This window comes from Catellatospora sp. KI3 (assembly GCF_029948125.1).
Classification (GTDB): Bacteria; Actinomycetota; Actinomycetes; order Mycobacteriales; family Micromonosporaceae; genus Catellatospora.
Map to the genome: position 1 here is coordinate 218,746 of NZ_JASAMB010000002.1, position 14,840 is coordinate 233,585.

Annotated in this window: 14 protein-coding genes; 8 read left to right on the forward strand and 6 right to left on the reverse strand. The window is 73.1% G+C overall.

What is annotated here, in order from left to right:
- Positions 1-30: 30 nt before the first annotated feature.
- From tsaE to alr, 3 genes are read right to left on the reverse strand one after another with little or no spacing between them, the layout of a single operon-like run.
- Positions 31-507, reverse strand: a complete 477-nt coding sequence (gene tsaE / locus QEZ54_RS04930; protein ID WP_281303246.1) for a tRNA (adenosine(37)-N6)-threonylcarbamoyltransferase complex ATPase subunit type 1 TsaE — start codon at positions 505-507, stop codon at positions 31-33.
- Complete coding sequence (locus QEZ54_RS04935) at positions 504-1,661, reverse strand: alpha/beta hydrolase (protein ID WP_281303247.1); 1,158 nt, start codon at positions 1,659-1,661, stop codon at positions 504-506. The genes tsaE and QEZ54_RS04935 overlap by 4 nt, the downstream gene beginning before the upstream one ends.
- Positions 1,658-2,797, reverse strand: a complete 1,140-nt coding sequence (gene alr / locus QEZ54_RS04940) for an alanine racemase (RefSeq protein ID WP_281303248.1) — start codon at positions 2,795-2,797, stop codon at positions 1,658-1,660. Before alr ends, QEZ54_RS04935 begins: the two co-directional genes overlap by 4 nt.
- 96 nt (positions 2,798-2,893) lie before the next feature.
- On the opposite strand from alr, the gene tsaB reads away from it, so the two are divergent.
- The 8 genes from tsaB (at position 2,894) to QEZ54_RS04980 (ending at position 11,359) form a co-directional block, all read left to right on the forward strand.
- On the forward strand, positions 2,894-3,607 hold the full coding sequence (gene tsaB / locus QEZ54_RS04945; protein WP_281303249.1) for a tRNA (adenosine(37)-N6)-threonylcarbamoyltransferase complex dimerization subunit type 1 TsaB: 714 nt from the start codon (positions 2,894-2,896) through the stop codon (positions 3,605-3,607).
- Positions 3,604-4,044: a ribosomal protein S18-alanine N-acetyltransferase gene (gene rimI / locus QEZ54_RS04950; RefSeq protein ID WP_281303250.1), complete on the forward strand. Its 441-nt coding sequence runs from the start codon at positions 3,604-3,606 to the stop codon at positions 4,042-4,044. The genes tsaB and rimI overlap by 4 nt, the downstream gene beginning before the upstream one ends.
- Positions 4,045-4,046: 2 nt before the next feature.
- Positions 4,047-5,096 carry a tRNA (adenosine(37)-N6)-threonylcarbamoyltransferase complex transferase subunit TsaD gene (gene tsaD, locus QEZ54_RS04955; RefSeq protein ID WP_281303251.1) on the forward strand — a complete coding sequence of 350 codons (1,050 nt, stop codon included), beginning with the start codon at positions 4,047-4,049 and terminating at the stop codon, positions 5,094-5,096.
- A 26-nt stretch (positions 5,097-5,122) separates the two neighbouring features.
- Positions 5,123-5,377 carry a hypothetical protein gene (locus tag QEZ54_RS04960; protein ID WP_281303549.1) on the forward strand — a complete coding sequence of 85 codons (255 nt, stop codon included), beginning with the start codon at positions 5,123-5,125 and terminating at the stop codon, positions 5,375-5,377.
- Between the two features lie 56 nt (positions 5,378-5,433).
- Complete coding sequence (locus tag QEZ54_RS04965; protein ID WP_281303252.1) at positions 5,434-7,056, forward strand: alkaline phosphatase D family protein; 1,623 nt, start codon at positions 5,434-5,436, stop codon at positions 7,054-7,056.
- A 71-nt stretch (positions 7,057-7,127) separates the two neighbouring features.
- A complete protein-coding gene (locus tag QEZ54_RS04970; RefSeq protein WP_281303253.1) occupies positions 7,128-7,814 on the forward strand; it encodes an HAD-IA family hydrolase in 687 nt (228 codons plus the stop codon).
- Between the two features lie 96 nt (positions 7,815-7,910).
- Complete coding sequence (locus QEZ54_RS04975) at positions 7,911-9,620, forward strand: ABC transporter ATP-binding protein (protein WP_281303254.1); 1,710 nt, start codon at positions 7,911-7,913, stop codon at positions 9,618-9,620.
- A complete protein-coding gene (locus tag QEZ54_RS04980; RefSeq protein WP_281303255.1) occupies positions 9,620-11,359 on the forward strand; it encodes an ABC transporter ATP-binding protein in 1,740 nt (579 codons plus the stop codon). Before QEZ54_RS04975 ends, QEZ54_RS04980 begins: the two co-directional genes overlap by 1 nt.
- Positions 11,360-11,549: 190 nt before the next feature.
- On the opposite strand, the gene QEZ54_RS04985 is transcribed toward QEZ54_RS04980, so the two are convergent.
- Genes QEZ54_RS04985 through QEZ54_RS04995 form a run of 3 tightly spaced genes read right to left on the reverse strand, consistent with a single transcriptional unit; the run spans position 11,550 to position 14,789 of the window.
- Positions 11,550-12,734: an ROK family protein gene (locus QEZ54_RS04985; RefSeq protein WP_281303256.1), complete on the reverse strand. Its 1,185-nt coding sequence runs from the start codon at positions 12,732-12,734 to the stop codon at positions 11,550-11,552.
- Positions 12,735-12,762: 28 nt separating this feature from the next.
- A complete protein-coding gene (locus QEZ54_RS04990; RefSeq protein ID WP_281303257.1) occupies positions 12,763-14,022 on the reverse strand; it encodes an ABC transporter permease in 1,260 nt (419 codons plus the stop codon).
- Positions 14,019-14,789 carry an ATP-binding cassette domain-containing protein gene (locus QEZ54_RS04995; RefSeq protein WP_281303258.1) on the reverse strand — a complete coding sequence of 257 codons (771 nt, stop codon included), beginning with the start codon at positions 14,787-14,789 and terminating at the stop codon, positions 14,019-14,021. The genes QEZ54_RS04990 and QEZ54_RS04995 overlap by 4 nt, the downstream gene beginning before the upstream one ends.
- Between the last annotated feature and the right edge of the window lie 51 nt (positions 14,790-14,840).

The following is a 14,840-nucleotide window of genomic DNA, read 5'->3' on the forward strand; positions in this document are numbered from 1 at the left end:
GCGTGGCGCGCCCGCACTGCCCGGGTGCGGTCAGGCGGGGGTGAGGGTGGAGAGGCGGGTGGGCCAGGTGCCGCCGTGGGGGATGAGGGCCACCTCGCGGGTGTCGTCGGGGTGGCGGGTGATGCGTACCTCGAGGTGGGAGTCGGCGAGCTGCTCGACCATCCCCTCCCCCCACTCCACCAGCGTGACCGAGTCGTCGACCGACGCGTCGAGGTCGAGGTCGTCGACCTGGGCGCGCGGGTCGGTCATGGCGCCCAGCCGGTACGCGTCGACGTGCACCATCGGCAGGCTGCCCCCGGCGGCCCGGTCCGGCCGGTGCACGCGGGCGATGACGAAGGTCGGCGAGGTGACCGCGCCCTGTACGCGCAGGCCCTGGCCGACGCCCTGGGCGAGCGCCGTCTTGCCCGCGCCGAGCGGTCCGCTGAGCACCACCAGGTCGCCGGCCTGCAGCACCTCGGCCAGGCGGACGCCGAAGGCGCGGGTGTCGTCGGCGGTGGGAAGGATCATTTCTGCTCCAGCTCGTCCAGGAAGTCGATGAGCGCGGCGTTGACCTCGGGCGCGTGCTCCAGCATGGTCACGTGGCCGCTGTCGGGGATGATCACGAGCTTGGCGTGCGGCAGCAGGCGGCAGATCTCCTCGGAGTGCGCCTGCGGGGTGATCATGTCGCAGTCGCCGCAGATGACCAGCACGGGCACCCGGTTGAGGGCGCGCAGCGCGGGGTAGCGGGCGTGGCTGTTGATGGTGCGCAGGTAGCGGGCGACGGTCTCGGTGGTGGTGCGCGAGTTCATCTGCTCCACGTACGACACCAGGGCCGGGCTGGGCTTGTCGCCGCCGAAGCCGTACCGGCGGGTGAGCAGCCAGGCGAGGTCGGTGCTGGCCTGCCGGGCCTTGTCTATCATCGGGCCGGTGATCCGGGCCGCCCCGGTGAGCAGCCCGAGCAGCGGCCCGCTGGTGCGGTTGATGATGGCGGGCAGGCCGTAGAAGCCGCCCTGGCCGTCGATCTGGCCGCCGGAGGTGGCGATGAGCACCGTGCCGACGACGCGGTCGACGAACATCTCGGGGTGCTGCTCGGCGAAGGCCATGATGGCCATGCCGCCCATGGAGTGGCCGACGAGGACGATCGGGCCGGTGGGGACGGTCGACTTGATCACGTCGTACAGCGCCTCGCCGAGGGCGGGCAGCTCGTACTCGCCGTCGGGCATGGTGCCGGAGAGGCCGTGGCCGGGCTGGTCGTAGAAGACCATCCGGTGCTCGCCGAGCCGGTCCAGGGCCTGCCGCTGGAAGTGGAAGGTGCCCTGGTCCAGGCAGAAGCCGTGGACGAAGACGAGGGTCGGGGCGGTCGGGTCGGTCGGGTGGAGCTCGACGGCGACGCCGTCGACCGGTTCGACGATCTCGACGTGCAGTTCGGTGCCGTCGGCCGTGGTGACGGTGGTGAACTCGTCGTACGGCAGCCGCCCGAAGGGCTCGTTGGCGTACGGGTCGGTCTCGGTCTTCTGGGTCCGCCGCACCACCAGGCGCTCGACGGCGATGCCCGCGGCGACTCCGGCGGCGGCGACGCCGACGACCGCGCCGATCACCCCGGCGCGGCGGCGCCCGGTGGAGGGTGCCTTGTCGGCCTTGCCGGCGGTCTTGACGTCCGAAGGGGAAGACGTGCTGCTCATGACGAGGAACCACCTCGGTAGACCCGGGGGACCCGGACGCTGCCGAACCGGGTGACGATCTCGTAGTTGATGGTGCCCACGGCGTCGGCCCAGTCGTCGGCGGTCGGCTCGCCGCGGTCACCGGGCCCGAACAGCACGACCTCGTCGCCGATGGCCACCTCGGTGTCGCCGACGTCGACCACGAACTGGTCCATGCAGACCCGGCCGGAGATGGTGAACCGGGCGCCGTTGAGCTGCACCGGCCCGCTGTTGGAGGCGTGCCGGGGCACGCCGTCGGCGTAGCCGAGCGGCACCAGCGCCACGGTGGTGTCGCGGCTGGTGGTGTACGTGTGGCCGTACGAGATGCCCTGCCCGGCGGCCAGCCGCTTGGCCAGCAGCACCCGGGCGTGCGCGGTCATCGCCGGGCGCAGCGCGGCCCGGATGGCGGGGTCGTCGACGGGGGACAGGCCGTACACGGCGATGCCGGGGCGGACCAGGTCGAAGTGGGTGTCGGGGCGGGTCAGCACCGCGGCGGAGTTGGCGATGTGGCGCAGCTGCGGCGTGACGCCGAGCCGCTGGGCCGTGTCGAGCGCCTCGGTGAACGCGGCCAGCTGCAGGTCGGTGGTTTCGTGGCCGGGCGCGTCGGCGTAGACGAAGTGGCTCCAGATGCCGACGATCTCTACCAGGCCGTCGGCCTGCGCCTTGGCGGCGGCCTCGACCAGCTGCGGCCACTCCAGCGAGGTGGCGCCGCCCCGGGACAGGCCAGTGTCGATCTTGAGGTGGACGCGGGCGGTGCGGCCGGACTCGCGCGCGCCCCCGAGCACCGCGGCCAGGTGCGTCCGCCCGGCGACGCTGAGGTCGACGTCGCGCTCGATGGCGCGGGCCAGCGGCTGGCCGGGCAGCCACAGCCAGGACAGGACCGGTGCCGTGATCATCGCGTCGCGCAGGGCGAAGGCCTCTTCGAGGGTGCACACGCCGAGCCACTCGGCGCCCCCGGCCAGGGCCGCGCGGGCGGAGGCGACCATGCCGTGGCCGTATCCGTCGCCCTTGACCACCGCCATGACCCGGGCCGTCGTACGCGACCGCAGCGTGCGCACGTTCGCGCTGATCGCGTCGAGGTCCACCAGGACCTGGGACTGTGCGTCGGCCTGCCACATGCGTACCAGCCTACCCAGCAGTACCCCGCCCGCCCCGGCGGCACAGCGACCCCCGCGCTCAATGGGACACGAAGGCGGAGACAGTAGGGTGGAGGGGTGTTGGTGCTGGTGGTGGATACGGCTACGCCTGCGGTGACGGCGGCGCTGGTGGAGGTCGGTTCGGACGCGGTCCGGCTGGTGGGTGCGCGGGCGGCGGTGGACGGGCGGGCGCACGGCGAGCTGCTCGCGCCGCAGGTCGACGCGGTGCTCGCCGAGGCCGGGGTCAAGCCCCGCGACCTGGGTGCGGTGGTGGCCGGGGTCGGCCCCGGGCCGTTCACCGGGCTGCGGGTGGGGCTGATGACGGCCGCGGTGTTCCAGGCCGGGCTCGGCATTCCGGCGTACGGCGTGTGCACGCTCGACGCGCTCGGCGCCCGTACCGGCGGAAAAGCACTGGTCGCGACCGACGCCCGGCGCCGTGAGGTCTACTGGGCCGTCTACGCCGACGGCAGCCCGCTGACCGGCCCGGCCGTCGACAAGCCCGCCGACATCGCCGACCGGCTGACCACGTACGGCGTGACCACCGCCGTCGGCGAGGGCGCGCAGCGCTACGCCGACGTGCTCGGGATCACACCCGGCGCCGCCCTCTACCCGGATCCGCTGGCCCTGGCCGAGCTGGCCGCCGAGCGCATCCGCGCCAAGGCGCCGACCGAGCCGCTGACGCCGCTGTATCTGCGGCGGCCGGACGCGGTCGAACCGGCGGCCCGCAAGGCCGCGCTGTCGCCCGCCGAGCAGTCGGAGGCCGGTGCCAAGCTCCCCGCGGGCCGCCGATGAAGATCGACCGGCTCCGGTGGTGGCAGATCCAGGAGCTGCTGCCGATCGAGAGCGACCTGTTCGGCGCCGAGCAGTGGTCCGCGCCGATGTTCTGGAACGAGCTGGCCAACGGCCACCACTACCTGATCGCCGTCGACGACGACGGCAGCGTGCTCGGCTACGGCGGCCTCGCGGTCGGGCAGGATGAGGGCTGGGTCAACAACATCGCGGTACGCCGCGACGCGCAGCGGCGCGGCATCGGCCGGGCCCTGCTGGAGGCGCTGCTGGCCGAGGGCCGCCGCCACCACGTCAAGCAGGTGCTGCTGGAGGTCGCCGCCGACAACGCGGCGGCGCAGCGGCTCTACGCCGGGCACGGCTTCGAGGTGATCGGGGTGCGCCGCGGCTACTACCAGCCCAGCAACACCGACGCCCTGGTGATGAGACGGGACGAAGACTGAGCATGACGATTACTGAACCGCTGGTGCTCGGCATCGAGAGCAGCTGCGACGAGACCGGCGTCGGCATCGTGCGCGGGCACACGCTGCTCGCCGACGCGCTCGCCTCCAGCGTGGACGAGCACGCCCGCTTCGGCGGCGTGGTGCCCGAGGTGGCCAGCCGGGCGCACCTGGAGGCGCTGGTGCCGACGCTGCACCGGGCCCTGGACGAGGCCGGGGTGACCCTGGCCGACATCGACGCCATCGCGGTGACCGCCGGGCCGGGCCTGGCCGGGGCGCTGCTGGTCGGCGTGGCCGGGGCCAAGGGCCTCGCGCTGGCCGCCGAGAAGCCGATCTACGGGGTGAACCACCTGGCCGCGCACGTCGCCGTGGACACCCTGGAGCACGGGCCGCTGCCCGAGCCCGCGATCGCGCTGCTGGTCTCCGGCGGGCACTCCTCACTGCTGCGGGTGGACAACCTGGCCAAGGGCGTGACACCGCTGGGCGCGACCATCGACGACGCGGCCGGGGAGGCGTTCGACAAGGTGGCCCGGCTGCTGGGCATGCCCTTCCCCGGCGGCCCGCCGATCGACCGCGCCGCCCGCGACGGCGACCCGCTGTCGATCAGCTTCCCGCGCGGCCTGACCGGCCCGCGCGACCTGGTCGAGCACCGGTTCGACTTCTCCTTCTCGGGGTTGAAGACCGCGGTCGCGCGCTGGGTCGAGGCGCGGGAGCGCTCGGGCGAGCCGGTGCCGGTCAACGACGTGGCCGCCGCCTTCCAGGACGCGGTCTGCGACGTGCTCACCATGAAGGCGATCGACGCCTGCCGGGCCGAGGGCATCGAGACCCTGGTGCTGGGCGGCGGCGTGGCGGCGAACTCGCGGCTGAAGGTGATGGCGGCCGAGCGCGCCGCCAAGTACGGCATCACCGTGCGCGTACCGCGGCCGAAGCTGTGCACCGACAACGGGGCCATGGTGGCCGCCCTCGGCTCGCATCTGGTGGCCGCCGGAGCCCGTCCGTCCAAGCTGGACTTCCCGGCCGACTCCGCCATGCCGCTGACGGTCGTGGGAGTGTAGCTTTGCCCGATGCCGGGGACGACGAAGTGATCGTGCGGATGTGGGAGGTGCGCGCCTACCCGCGCACCTTCACCGACCTGCTGAACTGGGTGTGCGACGTGGCGGTGCCGCGGTTGGAGGTCGAGCCCCGGCATGTCGCCAGCGAGGTCTTCTCCTCCACCGATCTGCGCGTGGTGGTGATCTCCCGCTGGCGCGGCGAGCCGATGGACCTGGCCGCCCCGCCGGACGGGCTGGCCGCGCGCTCGCCGCACGTCTGGGACTTCAGCCCGGTCGACCGGTAACCGCAGCTCACGGCGTGTTGTTTGGCAAGGGGCCGTGATCCGGCCATCCTGTGCACGTGTCAACCTCGGGCCGGGCCTCGCGCCGCACCATCCTGCTGCTGGGTTCTGCCGCCGCCGTAGGAGGGCTGCTCGGCGTGCCCGCGAAGGCGCACGCCATCCGCCGCAGCACGCTGGCGCCGCGCACCGACCCGTTCACCCTCGGCGTGGCCTCGGGTGATCCGGCGCCGGACGGGTTCGTCATCTGGACCCGGCTGGCCTGCTCGCCGCTGGACGAGGACGGCCGCGGCGGCATGGCCGACCAGACGTACGAGGTGCGGTGGCAGGTCTCCGCCGACGACCGCTTCAGCCGCGTCGTCGCCACCGGCACCGCCTGGGCCGATCCGTCCTGGGCGCACAGCGTGCACGTGGAGCTGGCGGGCCTGGAGCCGGGCCGGGAGTACTTCTACCGGTTCCGGATCGGCGGCTGGTACTCACCGATGGGGCGCACCCGCACCGCCCCGCGCCCCACCGAGCTGCCCGGGACGCTCGGCTTCGCCTTCATGTCCTGCGCCGAGTACGAGCACGGCTGGTTCACCGGCTACCGCCGCGTCGCCGAGTCCGAACCCGAGCTGGTGCTGCACCTGGGCGACTACATCTACGAGTACGCCCCGCACTACTTCAACGCGGCCAGCGGCAACGTGCGCGACCACACCTCGCCCGAGACCCGGACGCTGGGCGACTACCGGCGCCGCTACGCGCAGTACAAGCTCGATCCGGACCTGCAGGGGGCGCACGCGGTGGCGCCGTGGCTGGCGGTGCCCGACGACCACGAGGTGGCGAACAACTGGGCCGGGCTGGTGCCGATGAAGCCCGACCTGGCGTTCCCGAGCCGGCGGGACGCGGCGCTGCGGGCGTACTGGGAGAACATGCCGCTGCGGGCGGCGGCCGCGCCCAGGTCCGGGTTCGGCGTGAGCACGCTGCGGCTGTACCGCCGGATCGGCTGGGGCCGCCTGGCCACGTTCCACCTGCTCGACACCCGGCAGTTCCGCGACGACCAGGCCTGCGGCGGCGGCTACCGGATCTGTCCGCAGGCGCTGGACCCGGCCCGGACGCTGCTCGGCTTCGAGCAGGAGCGCTGGCTGCTCGACGGCCTGGCGGGCAGCACCGCCCGCTGGGACGTACTGGGCCAGCAGGTGTTCTTCTCGCAGCGGGACAAGAACCCGGACGCGAGCAAGAGCACCAGCATGGACGCCTGGGACGGGTACGCCGCCTGCCGCGGCCGGGTCGTCGACGGCTGGGCCCGGGTGCGCAACCCTGTCGTGCTCACCGGTGACGTGCACTCGCACTGGGCCGCCGACATCAAGCGCGACTTCGACGACCCGCACGCCGCGGCCGTCGGCTCGGAGCTGGTCACCACCTCGCTGACGACCGGCGGGGACGGGGCCGACTCCGGACCCGACGCGCACCCGTTCTTCGCGAACAATCCGCACCTGCGGTTCCACAACAACCAGCGCGGCTTCGTCCGGGCCACGCTCACCGCCGCCGAGCTGACCGCCGACTTCCTCACCCTGCACCGGGTCTCCCAGCCTGATGCCGAAGCCCTGCTCAAGGCCAGGTTCATCATCGCCGACCGGGTGCCGGGCCCGCGGCTGTCCTACCTGCGGCCGATGCCTGAGGAGCCGGTGTCGCCGCTGGTCTGAGGCCCGGTGAGTTCGGATTCTGCCGATGCGGGGGAGTCCCGGGACGGCACCTGCTCCGGTACCCTCGCGCCGTGCTCGACTTCCGGAACGCGCGGCGCGGCGCGGTGCTGTTCGACCTCTTCCAGACGCTGATCCCCGACCGGGGGCAGGACGCGCGCGACGAGGTGAGCCGCCAGATGGGCCGGGCACTGGGCGTGGACGCGGAGGCGTTCGCGGTGCTGTTCCGCGGCACCACCCGCGAGCGCATGCGCGGCGACCTGGGCGATCTCGGCGAGACCCTGCGTACGCTGGCGCACCGGCTGGGCGGCGCGCCGACCGCCGCGCAGGTGCGGTTCGCGGAGGTGACCCGGATGCGCTTCCAGCGCGAGCTGCTGTGGCCGTCGGCCGCGACCCTGGCGGTGCTGGACGGGCTGCGCGAGCGCGGGCACCGGCTGGGCCTGGTCAGCAACTGCTCGGCGGAGACGGTGACGCTGTGGCCGACCCAGCCGCTGGCGCCGCGCTTCACGGTGACCGGGTTCTCGTGCGAGTTGGGCGTGGTGAAGCCCGATCCGACCATCTTCCTCAAGGTCTGCGGTGACCTGGGCGTCGCGCCCCAGGACTGCCTGTACGTCGGCGACGGCGACAGCGGCGAGCTGCCCGCGGCGGCGGCGCTGGGCATGCGCGTCGTGCGCACCACCAGGTTCGCCGACACCGATCCGACCTGGACCGGGCCGACCGTCGGCGACCTCGCGGAGCTGCTCGGCTGGCGCTTCGAATGACACGTCACCCGATGGTGAAAACGCCTGGATGGTCCACAAAAGGCGGTAAATAATCGGTGGCGCGGACGGAGCCGGTCGAGTAAGTTCATCGCCGCTATGCGTTCCTTACCAGTCGGCGATCCCGGCACCCCCGACAGCAGGTCAGCCGCCCGATACCTGTGGTGGCTGGCCAAGCAGCAATGGCGCACCGTCGTCTTCGGCATGATGTTCGGCATCGCCTGGATGGTCACCGGGGCGCTGATCCCGATGGTCATCGGCAGAGCCATCGACGCCGGCATCACCAGCCGCGACACCGCCGCCCTGGCCCGCTGGGCCGGGGCTTTCGTGCTGCTGGGGCTGGTGCAGGCGGCGGCGGGCATCATGCGCCACCGAAACGCCGTGTTCAACTGGATGGCGTCGAGCTTCCGCACCGTCCAGCTCACCGTCGCGCACGCCGGCAAGCTGGGCGCCACGCTGCCCAAGCGGCTGGCCACCGGCGAGGTCGTCGCCATCGGCGCCGCCGACACCAGCCACATCGGCCACGCGCTGGACATCACCGCGCGCGGGTCGGCGGCGGTGGTGAGCCTGGTCGTCGTGACCGTCATCCTGCTGACCTCCTCGGTCAAGCTGGGCCTGGTGGTGCTGATCGGCGTGCCGGTGCAGATGGCCGTGGTCAGCCTGCTCATCAAGCCGATCCACCGGCGCCAGCAGGCGTACCGGGACCAGCAGGGTGCGCTGACCGGGCGGGCCACCGACATCGTGGCCGGGCTGCGGGTGCTGCGCGGCATCGGCGGTGAGCAGGTCTTCTCGGCCCGCTACCGGGAGCAGTCGCAGCAGCTGCGGGCCGCGGGGGTACGCGCCGGGAAGGTCGACTCGCTGCTGGAGGCGGTCCAGGTGCTGATGCCGGGACTGTTCCTGGCCCTGGTCACCTGGCTCGGCGCCCGCTACGCCGCCACCGGCGAGATCACCCCCGGTGAGCTGGTCGGCTTCTACGGGTACGCCGCGTTCCTGGTCGTGCCGATGCGCACCCTGGCCGAGGTGCTGGACAAGATGACCCGCGGCCACGTCTCGGCCGGTCGCGTGCTCAAGGTGCTGCAGCTGGCACCGGAGATCGCCGACCCGGCCCAGCCGGTGGTGCTGCCCGAGGCGGGCGTGCTGACCGACGTCCGGTCCGGGCTCTCGCTGCGTCCCGGCGCGCTGACGGTGCTGGCCGCCGACCGCCCCGAGGACGCCATCGAGATCGCCGACCGCCTCGGCCGGTACACCGAGGGCGAGGTGACGCTGGTCGGCGTGCCGCTGGCCGCGGCCACCCGCGCCGACGTGCGCGCCCGCATCATGGTCGCCGACAACAACGCGCGCCTGTTCAGCGGCGTGCTGCGCGACGAGCTCGACCACCGCGCCGAGCCCGGGGCCGCCGACGACGCCCGGGTCGCCGCCGCGCTGCACACGGCCAGCGCCGAGGACATCCTCGAGGCGCTGCCCGAGGGGCTGGACTCGGTCGTGGCCGAGCGCGGCCGCGAGTTCTCCGGCGGCCAGCAGCAGCGGCTGCGGCTGGCCCGCGCGCTGCTGTCCGACCCGCCGATCCTGATCCTGGTGGAGCCGACCAGCGCCGTCGACGCGCACACCGAGGCCCGCATCGCCCAGCGGCTGGGCGCCCACCGCGCCGGGCGCACCACCCTGCTGGCCAGCACCAGCCCGCTGCTGCTGGACCGGGCCGACCACGTCGTCTTCGTCGAGGACGGCAAGGTCACCGCCGAGGGCGCCCACCGCGAACTGCTGGCGAACGAGCCCCGCTACCGGGCCGTCGTGACGAGGAGTGTGGACTGATGGCCCGCGTCATCCTGCCCGTGGCGGACACCGCCTCCGTCCGCCGGTACGCCCGCAGGCTGATGTCGCGCCACCCCGGGCAGCTGTCCCTGGTCATCGGCCTGCACGGCCTGGCCGCCCTGGCCGGCCTGGTCACGCCGTACCTGCTGGGGCGGCTGGTGGACGGGATCCAGCGGGGCACCGGCGTCGGTGCCATCGACCGCATCGCGCTCGGCCTGGTCACCTTCGTGATCGTGCAGGCGGTGCTGGTGCGCTTCGCCGCGTTCTCGTCGGCCAACCTCGGCGAGCGGGTGCTGGCCGAGCTGCGCGAGGAGTTCGTCGACCGGGTGCTGGCCATCCCGCTGTCCACCGTCGAGCGCGCGGGCACCGGCGACCTGGTGACCCGGACCAGCCGCGACGTCGCCCAGCTGTCGCACAGCGTGCGCCGGGGCGTGCCGGAGACCCTGATCGCGCTGGTCACCCTGGTGCTCACCGCCGGCGCGCTGATCTGGCTGTCACCGGTGCTGGCCCTGCCGTGCCTGGTCGGCGTCCCCTTCATCGTGGCCGCCTCCCGCTGGTACTTCCGCCGCGCCACCAAGGCCTACCTGCGCGAGAACGCCGCCTCCGCCGAGGTGATCGACGGGCTGACCGAGACGTTCGACGGGGCCCGCACCACCGAGGCCCTGGGCACGGTCGCGCGGCGCCGCCGCCGCACCGACCGCGACCTGCACGAGCAGTACAAGGCCGAGACCGCCACCCTCAACCTGCGCACCGTGTTCTGGCCCATCGTCGACCTGGGCTTCAGCCTGCCCGTGGTGTCCACGCTGTTCTTCGGCGGCTGGGCGTACGCGCGGGGCTGGGTCGAGCTGGGCCAGGTCGTCACCGCCGTGTTCCTGGTGCAGCAGCTCATCGAGCCGATCGACCGGCTGCTCGGCTGGGCCGACGAACTCCAGGTCGGCGCCGCCTCGCTGGCCCGGCTGCTGGGCGTGGCCGAGATCGGCGACGACCGCGTCGTCACCGGCGCGCGCCCCGACTCCGAGCGGCTCACCGCCGTCGACGTGCGGTACGCCTACACCGAGGGCCGCGACGTGCTGCACGGGGTCGAGCTGACCCTCGCCCCGGGGGAGCGGCTGGCCGTGGTGGGGCCGTCCGGGGCGGGCAAGTCGACGCTGGGGCGCCTGCTCGCCGGCATCGACGCGCCGCGCACCGGCACCGTCGCGGTCGGCGGGGCGCCCCTGGTCGAACTGCCGCTGGAGCAGCTGCGCGGGCACGTCGCCCTGGTCACCCAGGAGCACCACGTGTTCACCGGTACGCTGCGCGACAACCTCGCCCTGGCCCGGCCGGAGGCGTCCGACGACGACATCCGCGCCGCGCTGGCCGCCGTCGACGCGCAGAGCTGGGTGGACGAGCTGCCACGCGGCCTGGACACCGAGGTCGGCAGCGGCCGGCACGAGGTGTCCCCGGCGCAGGCGCAGCAGCTGGCGCTGGCCCGGCTGGTGCTGGCCGACCCGCACACGCTGGTGCTGGACGAGGCGACGTCGCTGATCGACCCGCGCGCGGCCCGGCACCTGGAGCGTTCCCTGGCGGCGGTGCTGGACGGGCGGACGGTGGTGGCGATCGCGCACCGGCTGTTCTCGGCGCACGACGCCGACCGGGTCGCGGTGGTGGAGGACGGGCGGATCGCGGAGCTGGGCTCGCACGACGAGCTGGTCGCGGCAGGCGGCTCGTACGCCGCCCTCTGGCGCTCCTGGCAGTCGTAACCCCCGCCCCGCCCCGCCCCGCCCCGCCCCGGCCCGCCCGCCCGCCCCGGCCCGCCCGCCCCGGCCCCGCCCCGCTTAGCATTGACGCTGGCCTATCTAGAGGACGACTCGCGCGGAGTTGTGTTCTAGATAGGCCAGCGTCGATTTAAAGCGGGGCGGGGCCGGGGCGGGCGGGCCGGGGCGGGGCGGTTCAGCCCAGGGGGTCGGCCAGGAGGTTCTCGAACGCGAGTTCCGCCGCGCCGATCAGGGCCGCGTCGCGGCCCAGCTTCGGGGTGCGCAGCCGTACGTGCTCGCGGGTGGCGGGCAGGCTGATGCTGTTCAGGCGGCTGCGGACCTGCGCCGCGGCGGCCAGGTACACGTCCCGCAGCGTGCCGCCGAAGATCACCAGCTCCGGGTTGAAGATGTTGACGAGGTTGGCCACGCCGAAGCCCAGCCAGTCGCCGACCTGCCGCACCGCCGCCTGCGCGGTCGCGTCGCCCCGGGCCGCCGCGTCGACCACGGCCAGGATCGCCTCGGCGCCCTGGATGCGGCCCTCCCCGTCCCGCCCGGCGGCACGCAGCAGGGCGTACTCGCCGATCTCGGTCTCCCAGCAGCCGCGCGAACCGCAGCCGCAGGAGCGGCCGTGCGGGTTGACGACCATGTGGCCGACCTCGCCGCCGTAGCCGCCGTGGCCGGTGACGCGGCGGCCGCCGGCGATGATGCCCGCGCCCACACCGACGTCGCCGTACACATAGATGATGTTGTCGCAGCCCACGGCGACGCCGCGGGTGTGCTCGGCCAGTGCGCACAGGTCCGCCACGTTGCCGACGGTGACCTGCGGCAGCAGCTCGGGCACCCGGTCCTGCAGGGCGTGCCCGAGCGGTTCGTCCAGCCAGCCCAGGTGCGGGCCGAGCCGGACCAGGCCGTCGTCGCGGCGGACCAGGCCGCACACGGCGATGCCGGCGCCGATGCACCGGGCCTCGGCGTCGACCGTGCCGGCCATCTCGGCGATGAAGTCCGCGATCGGGCGTACCGCCTCGATCGCCTCGCCGCGTGGGCGCGCCGCCTCCCGCTGGTCGAGGACGACACCGCCCAGGCCGACCCGGGCGACCCGGATCCGGTCCACCTCCACGCTCGCGGCGTAGACGTAGACCAGCTCCGAGGAGGGGCGCACCACCAGCGAGGGCCGGCCGGCGCGCCCCGTCTCCCGCGGCGCCTCCTCGCTGACCAGGCCGACGCCGGCCAGGTCAGCGGTGAGGGCGCCGATGGTGGAGCGGTTGAGACCGAGTTCGGAGGTGAGCTCGGCTCGGGAGATCTGCCCACGTACGTGCACGAAACGGAGCAACGCGCCCAGGTTCTGCCGCCGGATCTCCTCCTGGCTAGGTCCCGCTCGCATGTTTCTCCCGTTGGCCATGCAGTTCAGGTCAGCGGCTGGCCGCCGCGCGGCGGCGGGTGAGCGCGTCCACGCCCGCAGCGAGCAGTAGCACCCCGCCGGTGATTATGAACTTCACACCGGCCTTCCAGTCGACCAGACCCATGCCATTGATGATCACCGCGATCACGAGGGCGCCGAGCACGGCGTCGATGACGCGGCCCTTGCCGCCGAAGAGGCTGGTGCCGCCGATGACCGCCGCGCCGACCGCGTACAGCAGCACGGTCGAGCCGCCGGTGTTCGGGTCGACCGAGGCCGCCTCGCTGGCCGCGACGATACCGCCGACGGCGGCCATGGCCGAGCAGATGACGAACGCGGAGATGCGGATCAGGTCCACGTTGATACCGGCGCGACGGGCCGCCTCGCGGTTGCCGCCGACGGCGTAGATGTGCCGGCCGAACTTGGTACGGCGCAGCACGAAGGTCCAGATCACCAGGATGGAGGCGATCACCGGCACCACGTTGGGCACGCCGCGCAGGTCACCGAGGGCCACCGCACGGTTCACGTTCAGCGTGTCGACCGCGTAGATCGTCAGGGCGGCCAGACCGCCGACGCGCAGCGCCACGATCTGCCACGGCACCGTGACCAGCCCTCGCTTACGGCGGTTGACCAGCGAGTACAGCTGCACAGCCGCGTATCCGAGGATGACGATGGCGGCGAAGGCCCAGCCCATCGCCTCGCTCATGGTCGACTTCTGGATGCCCAGGATCACCGTGTCCCGGATCGAGATGTTGGTGCCCTCCTTGAGCAGGGTCAGCACCACGCCCTGGAACACCAGGAAGCCGGCCAGCGTCACCACGAACGACGGAATGCCGATCTTGGCGACCAGGAAGCCGATGATCGCCCCGATCACGATGCCGGTGGCGATCGCCATCAGGATCGCGACGTACCAGGGCATGCCCCACTCGGCCAGCGCCTTGGCCAGCACCGCGGCGCAGACGCCGGAGGCGAAGCCGGCGCTCAGGTCGATCTCGCCCAGCAGCAGCACGAAGACCAGGCCCATCGCGATCATCATGAGCGGCGCGGCCTGGGTCAGCAGGTTGGCGAAGTTGATCGGGGTGAAGAAGCGCGGCCGGGCGATCGCGAAGACCAGGCACAGCACCACCAGACCGCCGACGGCGGGCAGGGAGCCCAGCTCACCGCCGCGCAGGCGGCGGCCGTAGTCCTTGGCGTACGACCACACGCCCGCCTTCTCCTCGGCGACCGGCGCCTGCTCGGCCGGGGCGTTGCTGGTGGCAGTTACGGCGCTCATGCCACCGCTCCTTCCTCGACGAGGCCGAGCGAGCCGCTGCGGCCGGAGGTGATCAGCTCGACCACCTGCGCGTGGGTCACGTCCGTCGTCTTGACCTGCGCCGCCATCTGCCCCAGGTAGAGCGCGGCGATGCGGTCGGAGACGGCGAAGACGTCGTTCATGTTGTGCGAGATCAGGACGACGGCCAGGCCGTTGTCGGCCAGGCGGCGGACCAGCTCCAGCACCTGGGCGGTCTGGGCGACGCCGAGCGCGGCGGTGGGCTCGTCGAGGATCACCAGCTTGCTGTTCCAGAGCACGGCCTTGGCGATGGCCACGGTCTGCCGCTGGCCGCCGGACAGGCTCGACACCAGCTGCCGCACCGACTTGACGGTACGCACCGACAGGCCGGCCAGCGTCTTCGCGGCCAGCTCCTCCATGCTCGGCTCGTCCAGGATGATGCCGCTGCGGCGCTCGCGCCCCAGGAACATGTTCTGCACGATGTCGAGGTTGTCGCAGAGCGCCAGGTCCTGATAGACGATCTCGACGCCCAGGTGGGCGGCGTCGCGGGGGCTGTGCACATGGACCGGCTTGCCGTCCATCAGGTACTCGCCCGAGTCGGTCGAGTAGATGCCGCCGATGCACTTCACCAGCGTCGACTTGCCGGCGCCGTTGTCGCCGACGAGTGCGGTTACCTCGCCTGGGTGGACCGAGAAGTCGACGTTCCGGAGCACCTGCACCGGGCCGAAGCTCTTGTTGATTCCACGCAGTTCGAGTAGAGGGGTTCCCATGCGGGCGCTCCGTTCGAGGGGGTCACTGCGGTTCGCTTGCGGGCTGCCTCA